Source organism: Streptomyces lushanensis (assembly GCF_001700515.1).
Classification (GTDB): domain Bacteria; phylum Actinomycetota; class Actinomycetes; order Streptomycetales; family Streptomycetaceae; genus Streptomyces; species Streptomyces lushanensis.
Window position 1 is genome coordinate 16071 of the sequence record NZ_MAUD01000158.1, and the last position, 23389, is coordinate 39459.

Below are 23389 nucleotides of genomic sequence, written 5' to 3' on the forward strand. Positions count from 1 at the left end.
GCGCGTATGGGGCGGAGAACGACCTTCCGGACCTGCCCTACGGCGGCCGGAGGCACAGTGCGATGATGACCCGGCCATGTCTGCTCGTCTCGTACGCGCCGGAGCCGTTCCGCGGCTGCTGAGGGCCGCGGTGTTCACCGCGGTCTGTGTCGTGCTGTCGGCGACCGGGCATGTGCTGGCCTCCTGTGCCCCCGTCCCCTGGTGGACCCTGCTCCTCGGCTTCCTGGCGGTTTTCGCCGTCGCGGCTCCGCTGGCCGGACGCGCGCGTTCGACACCGTCCATCGTGCTGGCCCTGACGGCCGGACAGCTCGCTCTGCACAGTCTGTTCGGCATCGGTCAGCGGCATCTCGCGGTGCCGGCGGGGACCGACGACGCGTTGATCAGACTGGCCGCGAAGCTGGTCTGCGGAGCGGGCCCGGCCTCGCTGAGCACGGTCGACGCACAGCGGATCGTGGCCAACGCGGGTCTCAACCCGGCGGGTTCGGGCATGGACATGGGTGCCGCCGCCGGTGCGGGTGGAGCCGCGGCCACGGGCTCCGGGGCGATGGCGTCGATGACGGGCGCCCATCAGCACCTGATGACCGCGATCGGGGTCACGGGCTCGTCCTCGGCCTCCGGTTCGGCGGCCGGACACTCCGTACAGACCTCCGTCGACGGGCTGCTGCCCTCCCTGCCGATGGTGCTCGGGCATCTCCTGGCCGCCCTCGCGATGGGCTGGGTGCTGCGCCGCGGAGATCTCGCTCTGCTGCGGCTCGCTCAGCTCTCGACGCACGGGATCAGCGAGGTGGCGGAGAGTACGACGCTGCGCGCCCTGCGTGCGGCCCTCGCGCTCGTACGGGCCCTGCGCGCCGGTCTGACCGGCGCGCACGCTCCGGAGGCACGCGCTCCGCGTGTCCCGTACGCCACTCTTCCGGTGCCTGCCGGGGAGGCACTCCAGCACACGGTGATCAGGCGCGGCCCTCCCGCGGCCCTCGCGCTCGCAGCCTGACGCGACGCGTCTCCCGCTTCCTCACGCCCTCGGCACGCCCATCACGTCCGCGCATCCACTCGTTTCGTTCGCGCGTGGTCGTGCGCTGACGTGCCGATGCCGCTACGGCCGTGCTGGACGGGAGTGATGTCGCACCGCCGTCGCGCGTCCGCGCCACGGCTCCTCCGCCCGATCACCTCTTCTCCCCACACCGTGGAGTGTCCCGTGTTCACAACGTTCTCCGCCTCCTCCGGATCCGCGGCCAAGAACCTCACCCGTCTCTCCGTCGCCGGCGGCATCGCCGCGACCGCTCTTCTGCTGCTGGCGGGCCCCGCCTCCGCGCATGTCAGCGTCCAGCCGCAGGGACCGGCCGCCAAGGGCAGCTATGCCACGATCAACTTCAAGGTCCCCAACGAGCGCGACAACGCCTCCACCACCAAGCTCGAGGTGAGCTTCCCCGCCGACCACCCGCTGGCGTCCGTGATGCCGCAGCCCGTGCCCGGCTGGAAGATCGACGTCACCAAGAGCAAGCTCGCCAAGCCGCTGGAGCTGCACGGCAACACGATCACCGAGGCGGTCTCCAAGGTCACCTGGACCGCGGACGGCGGCAAGATCGGCCCCGGTCAGTTCCAGCAGTTCCCCCTCTCCGTCGGTCAGCTCCCCGAGGACGCCGACGAGCTGGTGTTCAAGGCCATCCAGACGTACGACAACAAGGAAGTCGTCCGCTGGATCGAGGAGCCCAAGGAAGGCGCGGCGGAGCCCGAGAGCCCCGCGCCGGTCCTGAAGCTCACCGCGGCCACGGGCGACGAGCACGGCGGTACGGCGGACAAGCCCGCAGCCGAGACGGCCTCGGACCACGACGACACGGAGACCGCACACCCGTCCGACGTCGCGAAGACCGAGACGGCCTCCGCCGACAGCGGCGACACCACCGCCCGCGTTCTGGGCATCGTGGGCATCGTCGTCGGTGTCGCCGGCGTGGCCTTCGGTGTTCTGGCCGGCCGACGTCGTACGGCCTGACACACCGCCCGTCCGAGGCCTGACCCCGTGTCCCAGCCGCTGCCCGGGGCAGCGTTGCCCCACGGCTGACGCGTCAGGCTCCACGTATCCGAGGCGTCGGAGGCGCGCGAGGCCGGAACTCCCCGGCCCCGCGCACCCGGTGCCCGTACTCCACGAGCAGGAACTCCCTTCATGCGCAAGAAAACCCTGACCTCGGCCGCCGCCCTCGCGGTGGCCGCGGCGCTCGCCCTGACCGCCTGCGGCAGCGGCGACGACTCCGCGAAGCCGCTCGCCGATGTCTCCGTCCAGGAGAAGACCAAGGCGGCGACGGTGCTCGACCAGCCCTTCGAGAAGCCGGACCTCGTCCTCAAGGACACCCGGGGCAAGGACTACGACTTCCGCGAGCGGACCAAGGGCAGGCCGACGTTGATCTACTTCGGCTACACCAACTGCCCGGACGTCTGCCCGCTGACGATGAGCAACATCGCCATCGCCAGGAAGTCGCTCCCCAAGGCCGACCAGGACAAGCTCCAGGTCGTCTTCGTCACCACCGATCCCGAGCGTGACACCTCCGCCGAACTCGCCAAGTGGCTGCCGAGCGCGGGCGATCCGTCCTTCGTCGGACTCACCGGTGACTTCCCCACGATCCAGGCGGGCGCCCGTCAACTGGGCATCGGTATCGACCCGGCGACGAAGGAGAAGGACGGCAGCGTGGTCTCCATGCACGGCGCGCAGGTCATCGCCTTCTCGCCGAAGACCGACGCCGGCTATGTCCTCTACGGCGAGGACACCTCCGCGGACGACTACGCCAAGGATCTGCCGAAGATCATCAAGGGCGAGACCCCGTGACCCCCCACACTCCGCGCACACGCACACGCGCACGCGCACACGGACCCTCACCCGCACCCCGACTCGGACGCGGACTCGCCGTCGCCATCGGTCTCACGGCCACGCTGGCACTGGCCGGCTGCTCCTCCGGCGGCGGCTCGTCCGGACAGCCCGAACTCTCCGTCAGCGGCGCCTATATGCCCCAGCCCGTCAGCGACCTCGCGGCCGGCTTTCTCGTCATCACCAACAGGGGCGGTGGCGCCGACAAGCTCACCTCCGTCACCGGCGACCTCTCCGACGACATCACCATCCACAGGACCGAGAAGCAGAAAATGATGGAGGTGACGTCCTTCGACATCCCGCCTGGCGGCGAGTTGGATCTCGAACGCGGCGGCAGCCACATCATGTTCATGGACATCAAGCGCCGCCCCCAGCAGGGGGAGAACGTCAACATCGAACTGCACTTCGAGAAGGGCGACCCCATCGCGGTCGAACTTCCCGTGAAGGAGACCACCTACAACCCGGCCCAGCAATGAGGGACTGAGACGCCATGACAGCCATCGCCCCGCGCCCCGGGCAAGCACCCGGGCAAGCACTCCTGACGCGCCTGCTGCTCGTCACCACGGTGCTGCTCGGCACCGTCTTCACCGCGCTCTCCGGCACGGCGTCGGCGCATGCCGCGCTGACCGGGAGCAGCCCCGAGGACGGGGCGGTGGTCGCCTCCGCTCCCAAGGACATCACCCTCACCTTCTCCGAACAGATCGCCATGGGCGACAACTCCATCCGTGTACTGGATCCCACCAACAAACGTGCGGACACGGGCAAGATCCGCGATCTGACCGGCACGGGCACCGTGCGCTACGGCGTCGGCCTGCGTCCCGGACTGCCCGACGGCACCTACACCGTTGCCTGGCAGGCCGTCTCCGCGGACAGCCATCCCGTCTCCGGCGCCTTCACCTTCTCCATCGGAGCGCCCTCCGAGACCACCGCCGCCCTGCCCACCGAGGAGGCCGGCGGCGGACTGGTCGGCACGCTGTACGGGGCGGCGCGCTATGTCTCGTACGCCGGGTTCATCCTGCTCGTCGGCGGCGTCGCCTTCATACTCGGCTGCTGGCAGCGCGGTGCGTCCGTACGGCCACTGCAGCGGCTTGTCGTCCAGGGCTGGCTCGCCCTCACCGCCGCGACGCTCGTCCTGCTGCTTCTGCGCAATCCGTACACCGGCTCCGGTGAACTGGGCGACGCCTTCGATCTCGACGGGCTCCAGGACGTCCTGGCCACCAAGACCGGAGCGGCGCTCGTCTCCCGGCTGCTGCTCCTCGGTGCGGCGGCGCTCTTCGTCGCCGTCCTCTTCGGTGCGTACGCCAAGAGGGAGTCACCCCGTGACGAGGAGGAGAGCAAGGAACGGAAGGACCTCACCTTCGGGCTCGCCCTGGGCGGCACGGTCGTCGCGGCCGGGATCGCCGCCACCTGGGCGCTGTCCGAGCACGCCTCGACCGGAATACAGACCGGTCTCGCCATGCCGGTGGACGTCCTGCATCTGCTGGCCGTGGCAGTCTGGCTCGGCGGGCTCACGACGCTGCTCGTCGCTCTCCACCGGGCGCCCTTCATCGACAGCGCGGCAGTGGGGCGCTTCTCCCGCACCGCCTTTCTCAGCGTCGTGGTGCTCGCCGCGACCGGGCTCTACCAGTCCTGGCGTCAGGTCGGATCCTGGTCGGCGCTCTGGGAAACGTCATACGGACAGCTCCTGTTGGTCAAGGTCGGACTCGTGGCCGTGCTGGTCGCGATCGCTTGGTTCTCACGGCGGTGGACGGGACGGCTGGAAGAGACAGCGGTGGACGGGCGGTTGGGGACCGCGGCGAAGGCGGACACCGATATCGAGGCGGCTACTGGAATCAAGGCGGCCACCGGGACCAAGGCGGAAGCCGGCGTGACGGCCGAGGTGGAAACCGCGGCGGATGCCGAGGTGGAAGCCGAGGTGGAAGCCGAGGTGGAGACGGAACCGGAGACCGGGGGGAGAACCGGTTCCGACAGCGTCACCGCGACGGCCGCGGTTGATGACAGTCAGAGAGCTACCCAACTCGCCCGGCAAAGAGCCGCACTGGCGAGCGCACGCCAGAAGCGCGCCCGGGACGCGGATCCCGCGCGGACCGGACTGCGCCGTTCCGTACTGGCCGAGGCCGGGGTCGCCGTGGTGCTCCTCGCCGTCACGACCGTTCTGACGTCCACAGAGCCGGGCCGTACCGCCGAGCTGGAAGCGAGCCGCACCGGTGGTGCCGTCGCCGAGACCCCCGCGAACGCGGGTCCCGTCAACGTCCGTATGCCCTTCGACACCGGCGGCCTGAACGGCAAGGGCACCGTGCGGCTGACTCTCGACCCGGGCCGCTCCGGCGCCAATGTGATGCACATCTATGTCGACGGCGCCGACGGAAAGCCGCTGGACGTGCCCGAGGTGAAGGCCGCCTTCACGCTCACGGCGGAGCGGATCGGCCCGCTGCCGATCGTCCCCGACCGTTTCGCTCCCGGACACTGGAGCGCGGACGGCGTACAGATCCCGATGCCCGGCGAGTGGCGGCTCCAGGTGACGGTACGGACCTCCGACATCGACCAGACGACCGTCGACAAGAACGTGAAGATCGGCTGACCCATCGTGAGCGAGACCCGACAGGACCACGACAACCGGAACGACCGCAGCGCACGGGCCGCGCGGAGCCCCCGGGAGGAGGCCCGGGACAACCGCCAGGAGGCCCAGGCCCTCCAGGACGGCGACCGGCGGCAGACGGACGGCGCCGCGCCCGCGCCCGACGGCATCTCCCGGCGGCGGCTGATCGGCACCGCCGGCGCCACCGGGGCCACCGGACTGGCGCTCGGAGCGCTGGGCGGGGCCGGTGCGTACGCGGCGAGCCGTCCCGAACCGGCGACGGCGCTGACCATGCTCGGCGCGGAGTCCGTCCCCTTCCACGGCGCGCACCAGCCCGGTATCACCACCCCGATGCATGCACGGGGCCATCTCGTCGCCTTCGACCTGGCCCCGGGGTCCGGCCGGAAGGAGGCCGCCGCACTGCTGCGCCGGTGGTCGGAGTCGGCGCGCGCGATGATGGCCGGCGAACCGGTCGGCGGCCGGGCCGCCGACCGCGACACCGGCATCGCCCTGGACGCCGGGCCTTCCTCGCTCACCGTCACCTTCGGTTTCGGCCGTACCTTCTTCGACCGTACGGGCCTGGCCGACCGGCGTCCCGGCGCCCTCGACCCGCTGCCCGCCTTCTCCTCCGACCGGCTCGACGCCCGCCGGAGCGAGGGCGATCTGTGGATCCAGATCGGGTCCGACGACGCCCTCGTCGCCTTCCACGCCCTGCGTACGCTCCAGAAGGACGCGGGCACGGCGGCGCGGGTGCGCTGGCAGATGAACGGTTTCAACCGGTCGCCCGGTGCCACCCCTCAGCCGATGACCAGCCGCAATCTGATGGGCCAGATCGACGGCACGGGCAACCCCAAGCCGTCCGAGCCGGACTTCGACCGGCGGATCTTCGTCCCGGCGGCCCCGGCGGCCGGCGTCCCGGCCTGGATGGCGGGCGGCTCCTACGCCGTCGTACGGCGTATCCGTATGCTCCTCGACGACTGGGAGAAGCTCCCGCTCGGCAAGCAGGAGCAGGTCATCGGCCGCCGCAAGGCCGACGGCGCGCCGCTCACGGGCGGTACGGAGACGACGGAGCCGGACCTCGACCGGCTGGGTGGCGACGGCAGGCCCGTCATACCCGCCAACGCGCACGCCAGGATCTCGACGCCGGAGGCGAACGGCGGAGCCGCGATGCTGCGCCGTCCTTTCTCCTTCCACGACGGGATCGGGGCGGACGGAACCCCTGACGCGGGGCTGCTCTTCATCTGCTGGCAGGCCGATCCGCTCAAGGGATTCGTACCCGTGCAGCGCAAGCTCGACCGTGGGGACGCGTTGTCGGCGTTCATCCGCCACGAGGCGAGCGGACTGTTCGCGGTGCCCGGTGGCGCGCGGCAGGGAGAGTACGTGGGCCAGCGGCTGCTGGAGTCCTGAGCGAGCCCTGAGCGCCGGGGGTCGGCTCCTGGCGCGCGGCCGGCCCCGGCACGCGCTCCGGAGCGTGAGGCGCGCCGGGCCATTAGGGTGACCGTATGTCGGCCACGCGCTACACGTATCTGGGCCCCGAGGGCACCTTCACGGAGGCCGCCCTCCGTACGCTCCCGGAAGCCGCCACCCGCGAGCTCGTCCCCATGGTGTCCGTACCGACGGCCCTCGACGCCGTACGGAACGGTGACGCCGCGGCGGCCCTCGTACCGATCGAGAACTCGGTGGAGGGCGGTGTCACCGCCACGCTCGACGAGCTGGCGTCCGGCGCGCCTCTGATGATCTACCGCGAGGTGCTGCTGCCGATCACGTTCGCCCTGCTCGTACGGCCCGGGACCGAACTCTCCGACGTGAAGACGGTGACCGGCCATCCGGTCGCCCAGCCGCAGGTGCGCAACTGGCTGCGGAGCCAGCTCCCGGACGCGGTGTGGGAGTCGGCCGCGTCGAACGCGGACGGTGCGCGGCTGGTGCAGGAGGGCCGGTTCGACGCGGCCTTCGCGGGCGAGTTCGCGGCGTCCACGTACGGTCTGGTACCGCTGGTCACCGAGATCCACGACGCGGAGAACGCGGAGACACGCTTCGTCCTGGTGGGCCGGCCGGCGCGCCCTTCGGCGCCGACCGGCGCCGACAAGACCTCGGTGGTCATCTGGATGGGCGACGACCACCCCGGCGCGCTGCTCGAACTGCTCCAGGAGTTCGCCGTACGCGGGGTCAACCTGATGCTGATCCAGTCGCGGCCGACCGGCGCGGGAATCGGCAATTACTGCTTCGCCGTGGATGCCGAGGGCCATATCTCGGACCGGCGGGTGGGCGAGGCGCTGATGGGGCTGAAGCGGATCTGTCCCAAAGTGCGCTTTCTCGGCTCGTACCCGCGGGCGGGGGTGTCGGCGGCCGATGTGTCGACACTGCGGCCGGGAACCTCGGACGCGGAGTTCATCGAGGCGGCGGAGTGGCTGGCACGCAGCCAGGACGGCCGCGCCTGAGAATTCGGCCGTGGGGATCCGCCGCGTGGGGTTCGGCCGCAACGCTTGGCTGCAACGCCCGAGCGATACGGCTCCGGTGGGACGGCTCCGGTGGACGCTCGACGGGACGGCTCCGGCGATTCGGGGCGGCCGACCGCCTGTGGACTCTGTCGGGCCTGTGGATACAGCCCAGAGTTATCCACAGGTGCGCTTCTCGACCTGGGGACAAGTCGACAACGACATCCATCCGGGTCGACAAATCGCTCCGCTCGCCGATGTCCATCCACAGGGCTCGCCTTGTCCCGCGCCAGCAGAACGACAGCGATCAACTCGCCGGAGTGGACAATTCCCACCCGAATGAGCGAATGGAGCGGGTTTACCAGGGAATTTCTTCGGCCCGCACCCGGCCCGCAGAACGCTCGTTTCCGCAATCCACAGATCACTCACACACCCTGTGGATAACTTGCATGACCCTGTGTATCGCTGTGGACAACACTCGGCGTCCGCGGCTCAAGTCGCCTTCCCCGCAAGGGAAGTGGGTCAAGCGAATGACGGTAGAGTGCTTCGTTCCAGCGAATTGAACCTTCTTTATTGACGAACGACAGATGACTCGTGCGGGATTTCCCGACAGATTTCCCAATTGCGGCAATTCAGACAAAGAGACACGCCTGTTGATATCGGGTGGGGCGGTGTCGGCGCGCACCGGTAGCCTGGTGGGGTGATTGACCTTCGCCTGCTCCGTGAGGACCCCGACCGTGTTCGCGCCTCCCAGCGCGCCCGTGGAGAGGACGTCGGCCTTGTCGACGCCCTGCTCTCCGCCGATGAGCGGCGCAGGTCGTCCGGCGTCCGCTTCGACGAGCTGCGCTCCGAGCAGAAGTCCCTCGGCAAGCTGATCCCCAAGGCGTCCGCCGAGGAGAAGGCCGAGCTGCTCAAGAAGGCGGAGCAGCTCAAGGCCGACGTCAGGACGGCCGACGCCGAGCAGCACGAGGCGGACGAGGAGGCCAGGCGCCTGCTTCTCCAGCTCGGCAATATCGTCCACCCCGATGTCCCGGTGGGCGGCGAGGAGGAATTCGTCGTCCTGGAGACGCATGGCACGATCCGCGACTTCGCGGCGGAGGGGTTCGAGCCCAAGGACCATCTGGAACTGGGCGAGGCGCTGGGCGCCATCGACGTCGAGCGGGGCGCCAAGGTCTCCGGCTCGCGGTTCTACTATCTGACGGGCGTGGGCGCGCTGCTGGAGCTGGCCCTCGTCAACGCGGCGATCGCACAGGCCACCGAGGCCGGCTTCATCCCCATGCTGACGCCGGCGCTGGTCCGCCCGCGCGCCATGGAGGGCACGGGCTTCCTGGGCCAGGCCGCGGAGAACGTGTACCACCTGGAGAAGGACGACTTCTACCTGGTCGGTACGTCGGAGGTGCCGCTCGCCGCGTACCACATGGACGAGATCATCGAGGCCGACAAGCTGCCCCTGCGGTACGCGGGCTTTTCGCCGTGCTTCCGCCGCGAGGCCGGTACGTACGGCAAGGACACCCGGGGCATCTTCCGGGTCCACCAGTTCGACAAGGTCGAGATGTTCTCGTACATCGACCCGTCGGACGCCCAGGCCGAGCACCAGCGGCTGCTCGACTGGGAGAAGCAGTGGCTGACCGCCCTGGGGCTGCCGTTCCAGGTGATCGACGTGGCGACCGGTGATCTGGGCGCGTCGGCCTCGCGCAAGTTCGACTGCGAGGCGTGGATCCCGACGCAGGGCAAGTACCGCGAGCTGACCTCCGCGTCGAACTGCGACGGTTTCCAGGCCCGCCGGCTCTCCGTCCGGATGCGGGACGGCAAGCAGATCAAGCCGCTGGCCACGCTCAACGGCACGCTCTGCGCCGTACCGCGCACGATCGTGGCACTCCTGGAGAACCACCAGCAGGCCGACGGTTCGGTGTGGGTGCCCGAGGTGCTCCGTCCGTATCTCGGCGGCCGTGAGGTGCTGGAGCCGATCGCCAAGTGAGCACCGGTCCCGACTCCGCGTCAGCGGCGCCGCTTCCGCTGTCGCCGCCCGTACCGCTCCCGTCCGTGGCGTCGTCCGGGCCTGCGCCGGCGATGTCGTTCCCGTACAGGCTGGTCGCGACCGACCTCGACGGCACGCTGCTGCGGAACGACGACACGGTCTCCGTACGCACCCGTGAGGCGCTCGCCGCGGTGACGGCGGCGGGCGCCGCGCACATCATCGTCACCGGGCGTGCCGTGCCCTGGACGCGGCACATCCTGGACGACCTGGGATACGAGGGTCTCGCGGTGTGCGGCCAGGGGGCGCAGCTCTACCACGCCGGTGAGCACCGGTTGCTGACGTCGGTGACGCTGGACCGGCAGTTGGCCGGGCTGGCGGTGTCCAAGATCGAGGCGGAGACCGGCACGCTGGCGCTGGCCGCGAGCCGGGACGGTCTCGACGGCGAGGTCCTGGTCGGTCCCGGTTACCGGATGCTGGACGGCGAGCTTCCCGCGGTCCTCATCGACGACCCGGCGGAGATGTGGGCGGCACCGCTCAACAAGGTGTACATCCAGCACCCGGAGCTGGACGACGACACGTTGGCGCGGGTCGCGCGGCAGACCGTCGGCAATCTGGTGGATGTGGTGATGGCGGGAGCCGGAGTGGTGGAGATCCTGCCGCTGGGCCTGAACAAGGCCACCGGACTCTCGCTGGCGGCGCGGCGCCTCGGCGTCACGGCGGCGGACACGATCGCGTTCGGTGACATGCCCAACGACATCCCGATGTTCGCGTGGGCGCGGCACGGTGTGGCGATGGCGAACGCGCACGAGGAACTGAAGGCCGTGGCGGACGAGATCACGACGTCGAACGGCGACGACGGCATCGCGGTGGTGCTGGAGAGGCTGCTGCTCGGCTAGGGCTGTCCGGTCGTGCTTCGGGCCGAACGCCGCCCGAACACTGTGCGAGTGGCCGCCGTACGGTTCGGTCAATCCTCCGGGAGGGGCGGCCCGCGCGGATGCGCGCTCGAAGCGGCCGCCCCTGGGCAGCGCGCCGGCGGCAGCACGGAGCAGTGATGGCTACTCCGGTGCCTACGCGGTGCTGCCCTGCTGGGAACTCGACGGACTCGGAATCCCGGTCATCGCCGTGTTCCGCTCCCGGTCCTGGAGGTGTGTTCCGACAGAACCACTGCCCGAACTTCCAACACGACTACTGTGCCCCGGGCGACGACGCGCCGCCACCGAATATTCGCTGCCTGGCCCACGTCCGCCCACGGAAGTACGGCGGACGGACGCGGACCACAGCGGTGGATCAGCGACAGATCAGCGGCGGTTACGGCTCCGGCGCAGATCCCTCAACTGGTGGACGACATCGTCCATACGGGTGCCCACACGGTTGATGTCCGCGGACATCTCGCACAGCCGGTTGCTGATGGCTCCCACCACCTGATGAGTGGCATCGAGCCGGCGGTCGAGGCTGTCGAGCCGGTACGACATCCGGTTCAGCACCGGCCCCAGCTCCTGAAGCGCGACACCGACCCCACCGAGGCACGACTCGACGTCGGTCACCCGCCGGTCGAGACTCGCGTACCCCTCGCGCAGATCGTCCTCGGCATCGAGGAGATACGTACGCACGCACCGCGCGATGTCGCTGTCACGGAGAAGCATCGCGATGTTGAGCACGGCGCGGCGGGTGTAGAGGGTGAGCTGGGTAGCCGCCTGTGGATAACTTTTCCCAGCCTCGGCGCCCCATAGTGACACCATGTCACTATGAAAACGTCGCAGGTCAGCGCCTCGCAGCACACGCATCCCGTTTTCGGTCAGTTCTGCTCGATGCCGCGCGGTCAACTGCCTGATGACGCCTGTGGATACTTCGAAGTAGCGCGCCACGCCCTCCGTCGTGATGTGTACGCCGTCCGGCAGCAGCCCCAGCGCCTTGACCTTGTCGAGCGCGTCGACCCGCCCCATGACGCTTTCGCGCATCGAGCGCGACTCAAGCAGGGCACCTTCTGGTGGCATGTCCATGCCTTCCACTTGTGAACCGACAATGGAGGCCCTCTCCCCGGGCGTCAGGGGCGGAGGTCGGCTCACGGTGGCTACTCACTCAATGACCGGTGCGGTTTTCCATCCGGCACCGGCAATCCCCGGCTTCACGAACGCTCGACGTCACGAACTCCAGTTGCCTCCACGCGCCCTGCCCAACGAGCCGATAAACGCACAGTTACGCGGCCGGGGGTGGCGGCAGGGGCAGCAAACAGCGGCAGCCCTCACCCGCCGGGCAAAGGCCCGCCGGACAGGGCTGCCGCTGGCGGCGCGACTCGTCTACTCCTCGCCCGCGAGCTTCAGCGTCCTGAGCTTCTGGCCCGCGTACCAGGTCGCCAGCACCGAGACTCCCGCCAACAGGCCCACCGCCAGCGGCAGGCCGACGTCCGAGGTGATCGTGCCCTCGCCGCCGATCCTCTGGGCGAGCGCCAGCGCCCACTGCTGAACGCTGAGGGTCCGCGCGCCCGCGACCAGGCTGCCGAAGAGCGTCTCCCAGACCAGCGCGTAGACCAGCCCGATGACCACCGCGTGGCGGCTGACCGTACCCAGCAGCAGGAAGAGCGCGCTGTACGCGATCGAGGCGACGAGCGCCGCGACCGTGTACGCGACCGCGATCTGCTGGCCGTTGCCGTTGAGTATGTATCCGGCGATGAAGGTGGGGATCGCGGAGAACGCCATGGTCACGGCGATCGCCACGATCAGTTTGGTGAATATGATCGACGACCGCTGCACCGGCTTGGAGAGCAGATAGACGATCGATCCGTCGTCGATCTCGGGTCCGATCGAGCCGGTCCCCGCGATGACACCGATCAGCGGCACCATCGTGGCAAGCGCAAAACCGCCCAGCACATCGACCGCGACCTGGTCGTCGGCGCCGTTGAGCGCACGGACCGCCGCCGCGATCACGATCAGCAACGCGGGCAGCAGGAAGAGGATCGCGGCCCGGCGCCTGCCGAGCAGGGCCCGGTAGGTGAGCCGGGCGACTGTGGGGTTGTACATGACGTCACAGCTCCTTTCAGGCCGCTCAGGCCGCTACGAGATAGGAGAAGACCGACTCGAGGGACTCGTCCGAGGGCGAGACCGTGAGCAGCCTGATGGAGTGCTCACGGGCAACTCGTGGCAGCAGTTCCGTGAACCGGCCGAAGTCGACCGCCTGGATGCGCAGGGCGCCTTCGGCGAGGTCCACCTCGATACCGGCCGTCGACGGATCGGCGATCAGTGCGGCGGCGAGCGCGCGGTCGTCGCTGGACCGCACGAGGTAGCGGTGCGGCCGGTCGGTCATGAGCCTGCGGATCTTGCGGAAGTCCCCGGAGGCGGCATGGCGCCCGGCCACGATCACCTCGATGTGTGAGGCGAGCTGCTCGACCTCCTCCAAGATATGGGAGGAGAAGAGAACGGTGCGGCCCGTGGCGCCCATACGCCGCAGCAGTTCCATGAGCTGCATCCGCTGGCGCGGGTCCATCCCGTTGAACGGCTCGTCCAGAAGCAGTACGGACGGGTCGTGGACCAGCGCGGACGCCATCTTCACGCGCTGGCGCATGCCCTTGCTGTACGTCGCGATCCGGCGGTCCTGCGCGTACTCCATCTCGACCGTGGCGAGCGCCGCGCGGGCCTCCTTCGCGCCGAGCCCGTGCAGTTCGGCGTTGGCCACGACAAAGTCGAGGCCGGTGAGGAAGTCGTACATCGCCTCCCGTTCCGGCACGATGCCGATCTGCCGGTAGACGGATTCGTTGCGCCAGATCGGCTGCCCGTCGAGGGTGACGCTGCCCGTGGAGGGAGCGAGGAAGCCCGCCATCATGTTGATGAGGGTGGACTTGCCGGCGCCGTTGGGGCCGAGCAACCCGGTGACCCCGGGGCCGATCGTCATGGTGACGTCGTTGACGGCCACCACATTGCCGAACCAGCGCGAGGCGTGCTCGATGTTGATGGTGGTCACAGCCCGACCTTCCGGTAACGGCGCATGAGAACGGCGTACGAGCCGAGCACGAGCGCGAGAACGACCAGCAGATAGACCACGCCCACGCCGGCCGAGGGGCCCGCCTCGCCGGGGAAGGCGGAGGTGGCGCCCAGGAAGGCGGTCTGCACGCCGTCGATGAGCGTGACCGGCGAGAAGAGGCCGAGCCACTTGACGGCACCGATCGCGTCCGAACTCCAGGCGATCGCCTGAAGGGTGGAGACCGCGCCGTACGAGATGGTCAGGGTGGCTATCACCGCGGCGACGCCGAAGCCGCGCCGCGGTGTGAGGGCGGCCAGTACCAGGCCGAGCCCGCCGAAGAGCAGGGAGAGCAGCGCCACCGACACCAGCCCTTGGCCGAATCCCTTGGTCTGGTCCGCGAAGTCCATCTTGGCCAGCAGCGAGCCGGCGTAGAGGATGACGAGCGGCGCGCCGGTCAGCACGAAGAGGGCGGAGGCCATCGCTCCGTACTTCGCGAGCACGTAGTCGACGCGTTCGATCGGACGGGAGAAGTAGAGCGGCACGGTCTTGAAGCGCAGATCGCGGGAGACGGACTGCGGTGCCTGGGAGGCCAGATACAGACCGATGACGGCCTGGGTGAAGATCGCGTAGCGGGTGTAGTCGAGGGGCAGGGTCTTGAGATTGGTCGCGATGGCGACCGCGACGATGATCGCCGCGGGCAGGCACATCACCGCGAAGAGGATCATCGGCAGGACCTTGGACTTGGCCGAGCGGCCGAGTCCGTACGCGCCGCGCAGGGACTGCGAGTAGAGGGAGCGGCGCGCGTAGGCACGGCCGAGGCGGGACCCTTCGTAGTTGCGGTATCCGATGTTGTGGATCCGGGTCGTCCCGGCCTCGGCTCCCGCCGCGGAGCCGGACCCGGCTCCGGCCCCGGCCGTCCTGCCGTTCTCGGTCTCAGTGCTCATCGTGGGCACCTCCCTTCACCAGTGTGTGGTCCGTCGCGTGGTCGGCCGGCGCATCCGTGTTCTGCTGCGGGCGGAAGACCTCAGCTATGTGATGGCGCCGCTGTTCCATCCGTACGAGCCCCAGGCCGAGCTCGGCGACCGTGTCGCGGACGACGTCGTACGTCTCCTCGCCCTTGGCCTCGATCAGCAGGATGTGGCCCGCGCCGGGGAGTCCCTCCTCCGTACCCGCGTGGAGGGTCAGCCCGGCCGTGGTGAGGGCCTCGCGCAGCGCCCGCGTGCCGTCGGGGTGCGCGTCGGTGTCCGTGACCTCGACCGCGAGAGTCGTGGTGATCTGGGTGAAGTCGCTGGTGGAACTGGAACGCAGCAGCGTCCCGCCGTCGATGACGACGACATGGTCACAGGTGCGTTCGAGCTCGCCCAGAAGGTGCGACGTGACCAGGACGGAGATGCCGAAGTCTGTGTGGACACGGCGGATCAGGCCGAGCATCTCGTCGCGGCCGACCGGGTCGAGGCCGTTGGTCGGCTCGTCCAGGAGGACCAGCTGGGGGTCGTGGACCAGCGCCTGCGCCAGCTTGACGCGCTGCTTCATACCGGTCGAGTAGCCGCCGATGGGGCGGTACCGCTCCTCGTAGAGGCCGACATGGCGCAGGGTGTCCGCGGTGCGCTCGCGGGCCGCGGTCGGTGGGAGTCCGGACATGCGCGCCATGTGGACGACGAACTCGGTGGCCGAGACGTCCGGCGGCAGACAGTCGTGCTCGGGCATGTATCCGACGCGCTCCCGGATGGCGCTGCCGCTGGTGGCGACATCGAGCCCGAGCACCGTGGCCCGGCCTTCCGTGGCGGGGGAAAGACCCAGCAGGATCTTGATCATGGTGGACTTGCCGGCCCCGTTGGCGCCCACCAGGCCGGTCACACCGGGTCCGATGTCCAAGGAGAGCCGGTCAAGCGCGGTTACCCGGGGGAACCGTTTACTCAAACCTTCTGTCGCGATCACATTCACGGTCCGACCGTAGTGGTGAAGGCGACGGAGAGCGTCAGACCTGGCGGCTGTATCGGTGTCCGTCTCCAGATGGAGGGACCCGTAAGGGGAACGTAAGCTCCGCGGGCCCACCGGCCGGTCGTCCCTGCGGATCCACGTCGGTGCGTGCTGGTTCAGGGCGGTTGTCAGAAGCGGCTCTCGGAGCGATGTCGGAGCGGTTGTCCACAGGTACGAATCGGCGCTTGACGTCGCCGCCGACCATTGTCACATTCATCAGTGGGACATTCTTCAGCGTCACATCACGAACACGCACCGCACACGGAGCGGACGGGAGGGGATGCAGTGGCGGATCAACTGACCTCGGAGCTACGGGGATTCAGGGAGGTCCAGCGTCTGGCGTACGCCTGCGCGGAGGCCGTTTCCGGGCGGCTCGGGCCGGGGGTGACGGAGCGCGAGGCGGCGCGGATGCAGCGCGAGTGGCTGCGTGCCCGCGGGGTGCGCGACTGGTTCCATCTGCCCTTCGCCTGGTTCGGGGACCGTACGGCGTTCGCCGGCTTCCGGATACCGCTCCAGTTCTTTCCCACCGACCGACGGCTGGAGGCGGGGATGCCGTACATCCTGGATCTCGCGCCCATCCACCGAGGCTTCACCGCGGATGTCGGCTACTCGGGCTGTCTCGGTCCCCATCCGCTGCACGACAGGCTGCTCGCCGATCTGCGGACGCACCGCGAGCTGATTCTGCGGGAGGTGCGCGAGCGGCGCACGCTGCGCGAGATCTACGAGGACGTGGACCGGCTGATGATCCGGCAGGGCTATGCCAACCGGCATCGGGCGTATCCCTTCGGTGTCATCGCCCACAAGGTCGACCGGGTGAAGGAGCGCCGCTGGTCGCCGCGTGTTCTCGGGTTCGGCACCCAGTCGCTCAAGGGGCTCGCGAGTGACGCGCTCCGTGGTCACCGGGAGGGCTGGTCGCCGCTGTGGAGCCCGTACAGATTCTCCGACCACCCGCCCACGCCGGGCCTGTGGGCGGTCGAACCGCACCTCGGATTCCGGGGCACGGGCGCGAAGTTCGAGGAGATCCTGGTGGTCACCGACTCCCGGGATCCGGAGCAGGGCGCGTTCTGGCTGGATGACGATCTGCCGCATGTGCGGCGCTGGGCGGAGGCCGTATGAGTACGGGGACGGGGCTGACGGAGGCGCGGCAGCGCCGGGTGGACACGGGCGGGGTCGAACTGTGCGTCGCCGAGCTGGGCGATCCGGGCCGGCCGACGGTGGTGCTCGTGCACGGCTATCCCGACAGCAAGGAGGTCTGGTCCGAGGTCGCGGAACGGCTCGCGAAGCGCTTCCATGTGGTTCTGTACGACGTACGGGGACACGGCGGATCGACGGCGCCCGCGCCTCTGCGCGGTGGCTTCACACTGGAGAAGCTGACGGACGACTTCCTGGCGGTCGCCGACGCGGTGAGCCCGGACCGGCCGGTGCATCTGGTCGGCCACGACTGGGGTTCCGTACAGGCCTGGGAATGTGTGACCGTGGCGCGGGCCGAGGGCCGGATCGCCTCGTTCACCTCGATGTCCGGACCTTCCCTGGACCATCTGGGGCACTGGATCAAGCGGCGGGCGAAGCGCCCCACTCCGCGCGCGCTGGCTCAGCTCCTCGGCCAGGGAGCCAAGTCCTGGTACGTCTACGCGCTCCATACGCCCGTACTGCCCGAGCTGGCCTGGCGCGGCCCTCTCGGCAAGCGATGGCCGAAGATCCTCCGTCGGGCCGAGAAGATCCCCGGCACGTCCTATCCGACGGCCTCCCTGCCACGGGACGCGGCGAACGGTGCGTGGCTCTACCGGGACAATGTCCGGGCCCGGCTGAGCAGGCCGCGTACCGACGCCCGAGCTCACGCGCCCGTCCAGCTCATCACTCCGACGGGCGACGCCTTCCTGTCGGAGCGGCTCTACGACGATCTGGAGCAGTGGGCTCCGGGTCTGGTACGGCACACGCTGGCCGCCAAGCATTGGGCGCCCCGCACCCGACCGGATCAACTGGCCTCATGGATCGGCGACTTCGTCCTGGCCCATGAAAACAGTGAGGACCACGAGGAGGACGGCCACGCCGCCGGGCGCACGGGCGGACGTACGGACGCGGGTACGCCCACGACTCCGGGCACCGGTAAGGGAGCGGCGCCGGGCGGACCGTACGCCCAGCGCTTCGGTGGGCAGCTCGTCCTGGTCACGGGTGCCGGCGGCGGTATCGGCCGGGCCACCGCCTTCGCCTTCGCCGAGGCGGGCGCACGGATCGTGGCGGTCGACCTTGACCTGGAGGGAGCGGCCAGGACGGCGGAGCTGTCCCGGCTGATCGGAGCCCGGGCGGCCTGGGCCGAGCAGGCCGACGTCGGCGACGGACAGGCCATGGAGAAGCTCGCGGTGAAGGTCGCCACGGAGTACGGCATCGTCGATGTCCTGGTCAACAACGCGGGAATAGGTCTGTCGGGTGCCTTCCTCGACACCACCGCCGAGGACTGGAAGAAGGTCCTGGACGTCAATCTGTGGGGTGTCATCCATGGCTGCCGTCTCTTCGGCAGGCAGATGGCCGAGCGCGGCCAGGGCGGCCATATCGTCAACACCGCCTCCGCGGCGGCCTATCAGCCCTCGAAGGCGCTGCCCGCGTACAGCACGTCCAAGGCGGCGGTGCTGATGCTCAGCGAATGTCTCCGGGCCGAACTGGCCGGGCAGGGCATCGGGGTCTCCGCGATCTGCCCCGGCTTCGTGAACACGGGGATTACGTCCACAGCGCGCTTCACCGGTGTCTCCGCCGAGGAGCAGGAGCGGCGCAGAAGGAAGGCGGCACGGCTGTACGGTCTGCGCAACTACCCGCCGGAGAAGGTCGCCGACGCCGTACTGCGCGCTGTCATACGCGACCAGGCCGTCGTGCCGGTCACTCCGGAGGCCCGGGGAGCCTGGCTCCTGTCCCGCATCGCGCCCGGGGCACTGCGCGCGATCGCCCGCGTGGAGCCGCCGCTGTGAGCACTGGGAACAACAGAGCGGCCGGGAAAGCCGGGGGGCACTACGCGATCGTTCCGCGCCGGGTCTCGTTCGACTGGCACGGGACTCCCCTCCACTGGATACCGGACGAGCCCACGGCGACCCATGTCATCAATGTGCTGCATCTGCTGCTGCCCGCGGGCGAGCGGTGGTTCGTGAAGGTCTTCAAGGAGGGCCTGCCGCTGGTGAGGGACCCGGAACTGCTCAAGGACGTCAAGGGGTTCATGGGGCAGGAGGCCACACACAGCGTGCAGCACTCCTATGTACTGGACCATCTGGCCGAGCAAGGGCTCAGCACGGAGGCGTACACACGGCACATCGACTTCCTCTTCGAGAAGCTCCTCGGTGAGAAGCCGCCGTGGGGGATACCCTTCCCGGCCGGGAAATGGCTCCTCTACCGACTGGCGTTCGTCGCCGCGATAGAGCAGTTCACGGCGGTTCTCGGTGACTGGATACTGCGCGCCGAAGGGCTGGACCGGGCGGGGGCCGACGAGATCATGCTCGATCTGCTGCGCTGGCACGGCGCGGAGGAGGTCGAGCATCGCGCGGTGGCCTTCGACATGTACGAGCACTGCGGCGGCCCGGATCCCGCGCGCTACGCCCGCCGCGTAGGAACCATGTGCGTCACCGCGCCCGTACTGCTGTGGCTGTGGATCTCGGGCGCCGCCTATCTGATCCGGCGCGACCCTCAACTCGCCGGCCGACCGCGTTACTCGCTGCGCGAGCACAACAAGGCGATCGGCAAGGGGCTGTTGCCGCCCTGGCGTGAGCTGGGCGCGGCGATACCCCGCTATGTCCGCCGGTCGTACCACCCCTCGCGGGAAGGGTCACTGCGCAAGGCCGTCGAGTACCTCGCGACATCGCCCGCGGCCAGGGCGGCGGCGGGCGCGGTGGGCCGGGCGGCGATCGGGCGAAGGGAATGAGCGCGTCCGGGCCGCCCGCGCGCTCCGGATCGCCCACGCCCGAGCCGGGGTCCCGACCGAGGACGCAGCCGCATCCACCACCATCGCCAACGGCGGAGAAGGAACCGACACCGACACCGGCTACGGCTACGGCTCCAGCGGCGGAGCCCGGGGCCTCCGCGCGGGCGGAGTACCGGATCGAGGGGCTGGCACACGCCAGCGGCGCCACCGTCCGTACGATCCGGGCCTACCAGGACCGCGGGCTGCTGCCCCGACCGGAGCGGCGCGGGCGGGCCAATGTGTACGACGGCACCCATCTCGCCCGGCTGCGGCAGATCGCCGGTCTGCTGAACCGGGGGTACACCCTGGCCGCCATCAAGGAGTTGCTGGAGGCATGGGACACGGGACGCGGTCTGAGCGGGGTGCTCGGCCCGGTCGACGGGTCGCACGGACCGTGGACCGACGGGGAGGCGGCCGGAATCTCCCGCGCGGACCTGTACGAGCGGTTCGGCGGGTCGCCGGACGACGAGGCGATCGCCGAGGCGGTGGAACTGGGTGTGCTGGAGCGCGTCCCGGGCCGGGACGACATGTTCCTGGTGCCCAGCCCTCAGGAGCTCTCCATGACAGCGGAGTTGTACGTGGCGGGAGTGCCGCTGCCCGCAATCTCCGGGCAAATACGGGAGCTTCGCGGCCAGGTCGAGCACATCGCCGCCCGTTTCCTGGAGTTCACGACCGAGCATGTCTTCGCCCGCGCTCTCGGTCACCGGCCCCCGACGGAGGCGGACGCGGCCGAGGCCGCCGCGCTCGTACACCGGATGCGACCGCTGGCCCGGCAGTCGGTCGACGCCGAACTCGCCCGCGCGATGCGGATGTTCGCCACCCGTCCTCAGCACCACCCGGCGGCCGGCACTCCGCCACCACCGGCCCCCGAGACCAGCTCCGTTGCACTTCCCGCCGACACGATTCGGGCTGTGCGGAGGCTCGTTGGCCGTGAGAACACCGCGGCCTTCATCACGGCCGCCACGGAACGGGAACTCCAGGCACGGGCCTTGGATGCCCTCGCCTCAACCCACAGACAAAGCAATCATATTGATCAAATAGGTTAATTGACAGGTTCGTTGTCCACAGGATCGACAAATACCCTGTGGATAACCCGAGTTGGCTGTGGATCAAACCTGTGAACAGAGGTTACTTGGAAATAAGTGGCGGTGCGCCGACGCCACGGTCACGCTGTTCGTATGAGCGGAGTACCTGATGAACGACGCACGGTGAAGGTGTCGAAGTATCTCTCCAAGCACCTGCGCCATCAGCCCGAGCGGATCGGTATCGCCCTGGACGCGAACGGCTGGGTCGCGGTCGACGAGCTGATCCGCGCGGCCGGTGAGCACGGCTTCCGTATCACCCGCGCCGAACTCGACCATGTCGTGACCGTCAACGACAAGCGGCGCTTCACGGTCGACGGAGACCGCATCCGAGCCAACCAGGGCCACACCGTCACGGTCGACCTGGAACTGCCCCCGGCGGAGCCGCCCGCGTATCTCTACCACGGGACGGTCGCCCGCCATCTGGACGCGATCCGGGCCGAGGGGCTGCGCCCCATGTTCCGCCACCATGTGCATCTGTCGCCCGACCGCGAGACCGCGACCCGGGTCGGCGCCCGCCGCGGCCGGCCCGTCGTGCTGTCGGTGGACGCGGAAGCCATGCACCGGGGCGGGCTGGTCTTCCATGTCAGCGCCAATGGCGTCTGGCTCACGGACGCCGTACCACCGCGCTACCTCCGCTTCCCCGGCTGAGCGACCGGCCGCCCGCGCGCTACGGACGGAGCTGCGCCAACGCCTCGGTCGCGATCCGCTCGAAGACCCGCTGGTCGGCGGCGAACTCCGAGTCGGGAATGGGCGTGTGCACCGCGATCTCGGTGATACCCAGCTCGAAGTGCCTGCCCGCGAAGTCCACGAACGCGTCCAGGGACTTCATCGGGCCGTCCCGGTCCGGTGTGAAGCCGGTGAGCAGGATCTTCTCCATTTCGGACACCTCACGCCCGATCTCCGCGCAGGCCTTGCCGAGCCGCTCGATCTGCCCGCGGACCGCTTCCCGCGACTGCTCCGGCGTACCCGTCTCGAAGAGCGCCGGGTCACCCGTCGTCACCCACGCCTGGCCGTGCCGTGCGGCGAGCTTCAGCCCCCGCGGCCCGGTGGCCGCCACCGCGAAGGGCAGCCGGGGCCGCTGCACACACCCGGGAATGCCCCGGGCCTCGACCGCGGAGTAGAAGGTCCCGTCGTACGTCACGGAATCCTCGGTCAGCAGCCGGTCGAGCAACGGCACGAACTCGGCGAACCGATCCGCCCGCTCCCTCGGCGTCCACGCCTCCTGCCCCAGCACCGTGGCATCGAAGCCCGTACCACCCGCGCCGATCCCCAGGGTGATCCGCCCGCCGGAGACATCGTCCAGCGCGATCAGGTCCTTGGCGAGCGTCACCGGATGCCTGAAGTTCGGCGAGGTGACAAGAGTCCCCAGGCGCAGCCGGTCGGTGACGGCGGCAGCGGCGGTGAGAGTCGGCATCGCGCCGAACCATGGGCGGTCGCGAAAGGCGCGCCACGAGAGGTGGTCATAGGTGTACGCGGCATGAAAACCGAGCCGCTCGGCACGCAGCCACTCGTCGCGGCCACCGTCGCGCCACCGGCGAACGGGAAGGATCACAGCACTCAGACGCATGCCCCGACCCTACGTCGTCCCAGCTATCGGCCGGTCGGGTGAGGTCAGGCAGGTCCGGTCAGGCAGGCCGGTTCGCCCCCGTTCGCCGTCTGCCGCACTCAGGTGGCGGCAGGTGCGGAGTGCGGAGAGGGTGATCGGCGGGGGCACGCGCACCAGCTCGGGCGGGCGCCCGAGACCGAGCAGATTCCGGAGATGACACAGATGCCTGAAGTCACCGCTCCCTACGAGCCCGGTACGCCGTGCTGGATCGATCTGATGGTGCCCGACCAGCAGGCCGCCCTGGATTTCTACCGGGATCTGTTCGGCTGGCAGGGCGCGCCCGGATCCGCGGCCTTCGGTGGCTACGCGACCTGCACCCTGCGGGGCAAGGCCGTCGCCGGGATCATGACGGCGATGTCGCCGGACGACCAGCCTCCGCCGCCGCCCAGCTGGACCACTTATTTCGCCTCCGCGGACGCCACCGCCACCCAGTCCGCGATCAGCGCGCACGGCGGCACCGTGCTCGCCCCGGTGATGGATGTGGGCGATCTGGGCCGGATGCTGATCGCCGCCGATCCGCAGGGCGCGGTGTTCGGGGTGTGGCAGGCGGCGGAGTTCGCCGGGGCCCGGCTCGTCAATGAGCCCGGGTCACTGATCTGGAATCAGCTCAGCACCTCCGATCCCGAGGCCGCGGGCACCTTCTACCGCGCCGCGCTCGGGTTGGACGTGGGACCGATGCCGGACATGCCCGAGTTCACCGGACTCCAGGTCGGCGGGCGTACCGTCGGCGGTCTCCAGGGCATGGAGAACCTCCCGGAGGGAATTCCGCCGCACTGGCTCGTGCACTTCGCGGTGGACGACACCGACAGCACGGTGGACGCGCTCGTACGGGCCGGGGGATCCGTGATGGTGCCCGCCTTCGACATGGAGAAGGTCGGCCGGATGGCCATCCTCCAGGACCCGCAGGGCGCGGTCTTCGCGGTGGTCGCGCCGCCTCCGCCGGCCTCCTGACCCCCCGGCCTCCCGCCCCCCCCTGCCG

At 69.6% G+C, this 23389-nt stretch carries 21 protein-coding genes; 15 read left to right on the forward strand and 6 right to left on the reverse strand.

Annotated features, from left to right (window positions below; translation table 11 throughout):
• Positions 1-76: 76 nt before the first annotated feature.
• The 9 genes from BFF77_RS14700 (at position 77) to BFF77_RS14740 (ending at position 10741) form a co-directional block, all read left to right on the forward strand.
• The gene (locus BFF77_RS14700) at positions 77-988 is read left to right on the forward strand and encodes a hypothetical protein (RefSeq protein WP_066948965.1); all 912 of its coding nucleotides are present in this window, start codon (positions 77-79) and stop codon (positions 986-988) included.
• A 204-nt stretch (positions 989-1192) separates the two neighbouring features.
• Positions 1193-1987 carry a YcnI family protein gene (locus tag BFF77_RS14705; protein WP_066948968.1) on the forward strand — a complete coding sequence of 265 codons (795 nt, stop codon included), beginning with the start codon at positions 1193-1195 and terminating at the stop codon, positions 1985-1987.
• Positions 1988-2158: 171 nt separating this feature from the next.
• The gene (locus BFF77_RS14710; protein ID WP_066948971.1) at positions 2159-2815 is read left to right on the forward strand and encodes an SCO family protein; all 657 of its coding nucleotides are present in this window, start codon (positions 2159-2161) and stop codon (positions 2813-2815) included.
• Positions 2816-2901: 86 nt separating this feature from the next.
• Positions 2902-3330, forward strand: a complete 429-nt coding sequence (locus BFF77_RS14715; protein WP_066949022.1) for a copper chaperone PCu(A)C — start codon at positions 2902-2904, stop codon at positions 3328-3330.
• A 14-nt stretch (positions 3331-3344) separates the two neighbouring features.
• Positions 3345-5435 carry a copper resistance CopC/CopD family protein gene (locus BFF77_RS14720; RefSeq protein WP_066948979.1) on the forward strand — a complete coding sequence of 697 codons (2091 nt, stop codon included), beginning with the start codon at positions 3345-3347 and terminating at the stop codon, positions 5433-5435.
• A 165-nt stretch (positions 5436-5600) separates the two neighbouring features.
• A complete protein-coding gene (gene efeB / locus BFF77_RS14725; RefSeq protein ID WP_066949025.1) occupies positions 5601-6839 on the forward strand; it encodes an iron uptake transporter deferrochelatase/peroxidase subunit in 1239 nt (412 codons plus the stop codon).
• A 95-nt stretch (positions 6840-6934) separates the two neighbouring features.
• On the forward strand, positions 6935-7870 hold the full coding sequence (gene pheA / locus BFF77_RS14730) for a prephenate dehydratase (RefSeq protein WP_066948981.1): 936 nt from the start codon (positions 6935-6937) through the stop codon (positions 7868-7870).
• Positions 7871-8567: 697 nt separating this feature from the next.
• Complete coding sequence (gene serS / locus BFF77_RS14735; RefSeq protein ID WP_066948984.1) at positions 8568-9845, forward strand: serine--tRNA ligase; 1278 nt, start codon at positions 8568-8570, stop codon at positions 9843-9845.
• 92 nt (positions 9846-9937) lie between these two features.
• Positions 9938-10741, forward strand: coding sequence for an HAD family hydrolase (locus tag BFF77_RS14740; protein ID WP_066949026.1), 804 nt, complete (start codon positions 9938-9940; stop codon positions 10739-10741).
• Between the two features lie 402 nt (positions 10742-11143).
• Here BFF77_RS14740 and BFF77_RS14745 read toward each other — a convergent pair whose 3' ends face one another.
• The 5 genes from BFF77_RS14745 to BFF77_RS14765 form a co-directional block, all read right to left on the reverse strand.
• Positions 11144-11839: a hypothetical protein gene (locus tag BFF77_RS14745; protein WP_066949028.1), complete on the reverse strand. Its 696-nt coding sequence runs from the start codon at positions 11837-11839 to the stop codon at positions 11144-11146.
• Positions 11840-12142: 303 nt separating this feature from the next.
• Positions 12143-12862: an ABC transporter permease gene (locus BFF77_RS14750; protein ID WP_066948986.1), complete on the reverse strand. Its 720-nt coding sequence runs from the start codon at positions 12860-12862 to the stop codon at positions 12143-12145.
• 25 nt (positions 12863-12887) lie between these two features.
• A complete protein-coding gene (locus BFF77_RS14755) occupies positions 12888-13799 on the reverse strand; it encodes an ABC transporter ATP-binding protein (RefSeq protein ID WP_066948988.1) in 912 nt (303 codons plus the stop codon).
• Positions 13796-14743, reverse strand: a complete 948-nt coding sequence (locus tag BFF77_RS14760; protein ID WP_245703450.1) for an ABC transporter permease — start codon at positions 14741-14743, stop codon at positions 13796-13798. Before BFF77_RS14760 ends, BFF77_RS14755 begins: the two co-directional genes overlap by 4 nt.
• Positions 14733-15737: an ABC transporter ATP-binding protein gene (locus BFF77_RS14765; RefSeq protein WP_066949031.1), complete on the reverse strand. Its 1005-nt coding sequence runs from the start codon at positions 15735-15737 to the stop codon at positions 14733-14735. The genes BFF77_RS14760 and BFF77_RS14765 overlap by 11 nt, the downstream gene beginning before the upstream one ends.
• A gap of 327 nt (positions 15738-16064) precedes the next feature.
• On the opposite strand from BFF77_RS14765, the gene BFF77_RS14770 reads away from it, so the two are divergent.
• The 5 genes from BFF77_RS14770 to BFF77_RS14790 all read left to right on the forward strand — a co-directional run bounded on the left by BFF77_RS14770 (position 16065) and on the right by BFF77_RS14790 (position 21452).
• Complete coding sequence (locus BFF77_RS14770; RefSeq protein WP_066948990.1) at positions 16065-16895, forward strand: M24 family metallopeptidase; 831 nt, start codon at positions 16065-16067, stop codon at positions 16893-16895.
• Complete coding sequence (locus tag BFF77_RS14775) at positions 16892-18739, forward strand: SDR family oxidoreductase (RefSeq protein ID WP_066948993.1); 1848 nt, start codon at positions 16892-16894, stop codon at positions 18737-18739. The genes BFF77_RS14770 and BFF77_RS14775 overlap by 4 nt, the downstream gene beginning before the upstream one ends.
• Complete coding sequence (locus BFF77_RS14780) at positions 18736-19680, forward strand: metal-dependent hydrolase (RefSeq protein WP_066948996.1); 945 nt, start codon at positions 18736-18738, stop codon at positions 19678-19680. The genes BFF77_RS14775 and BFF77_RS14780 overlap by 4 nt, the downstream gene beginning before the upstream one ends.
• Complete coding sequence (locus BFF77_RS14785; protein ID WP_079125166.1) at positions 19677-20765, forward strand: MerR family transcriptional regulator; 1089 nt, start codon at positions 19677-19679, stop codon at positions 20763-20765. The genes BFF77_RS14780 and BFF77_RS14785 overlap by 4 nt, the downstream gene beginning before the upstream one ends.
• 132 nt (positions 20766-20897) lie before the next feature.
• The gene (locus BFF77_RS14790; RefSeq protein ID WP_066948998.1) at positions 20898-21452 is read left to right on the forward strand and encodes an RNA 2'-phosphotransferase; all 555 of its coding nucleotides are present in this window, start codon (positions 20898-20900) and stop codon (positions 21450-21452) included.
• A 19-nt stretch (positions 21453-21471) separates the two neighbouring features.
• Here BFF77_RS14790 and BFF77_RS14795 read toward each other — a convergent pair whose 3' ends face one another.
• Positions 21472-22371, reverse strand: a complete 900-nt coding sequence (locus BFF77_RS14795; RefSeq protein ID WP_066949000.1) for an LLM class flavin-dependent oxidoreductase — start codon at positions 22369-22371, stop codon at positions 21472-21474.
• Positions 22372-22572: 201 nt separating this feature from the next.
• Between BFF77_RS14795 and BFF77_RS14800 the strand changes: the two genes are divergently transcribed.
• Positions 22573-23361 carry a VOC family protein gene (locus tag BFF77_RS14800; protein WP_066949002.1) on the forward strand — a complete coding sequence of 263 codons (789 nt, stop codon included), beginning with the start codon at positions 22573-22575 and terminating at the stop codon, positions 23359-23361.
• Positions 23362-23389 lie beyond the last annotated feature (28 nt).

Excerpts from the sequence above, each read along its gene's own strand:
- BFF77_RS14700 (WP_066948965.1), top strand. The coding sequence starts at position 77 with ATGTCTGCTCGTCTCGTACGCGCCGGAGCCGTTCCGCGGCTGCTGAGG.
- BFF77_RS14710 (WP_066948971.1), top strand. The coding sequence starts at position 2,159 with ATGCGCAAGAAAACCCTGACCTCGGCCGCCGCCCTCGCGGTGGCCGCG.
- BFF77_RS14720 (WP_066948979.1), top strand. The coding sequence starts at position 3,345 with ATGACAGCCATCGCCCCGCGCCCCGGGCAAGCACCCGGGCAAGCACTC.
- pheA (WP_066948981.1), top strand. The coding sequence starts at position 6,935 with ATGTCGGCCACGCGCTACACGTATCTGGGCCCCGAGGGCACCTTCACG.
- BFF77_RS14740 (WP_066949026.1), top strand. The coding sequence starts at position 9,938 with ATGTCGTTCCCGTACAGGCTGGTCGCGACCGACCTCGACGGCACGCTG.
- BFF77_RS14745 (WP_066949028.1), bottom strand. The coding sequence starts at position 11,839 with ATGCCACCAGAAGGTGCCCTGCTTGAGTCGCGCTCGATGCGCGAAAGC.
- BFF77_RS14750 (WP_066948986.1), bottom strand. The coding sequence starts at position 12,862 with ATGTACAACCCCACAGTCGCCCGGCTCACCTACCGGGCCCTGCTCGGC.
- BFF77_RS14760 (WP_245703450.1), bottom strand. The coding sequence starts at position 14,743 with ATGAGCACTGAGACCGAGAACGGCAGGACGGCCGGGGCCGGAGCCGGG.
- BFF77_RS14775 (WP_066948993.1), top strand. The coding sequence starts at position 16,892 with ATGAGTACGGGGACGGGGCTGACGGAGGCGCGGCAGCGCCGGGTGGAC.
- BFF77_RS14785 (WP_079125166.1), top strand. The coding sequence starts at position 19,677 with ATGAGCGCGTCCGGGCCGCCCGCGCGCTCCGGATCGCCCACGCCCGAG.
- BFF77_RS14790 (WP_066948998.1), top strand. The coding sequence starts at position 20,898 with ATGAGCGGAGTACCTGATGAACGACGCACGGTGAAGGTGTCGAAGTAT.
- BFF77_RS14795 (WP_066949000.1), bottom strand. The coding sequence starts at position 22,371 with ATGCGTCTGAGTGCTGTGATCCTTCCCGTTCGCCGGTGGCGCGACGGT.
- BFF77_RS14800 (WP_066949002.1), top strand. The coding sequence starts at position 22,573 with ATGCCTGAAGTCACCGCTCCCTACGAGCCCGGTACGCCGTGCTGGATC.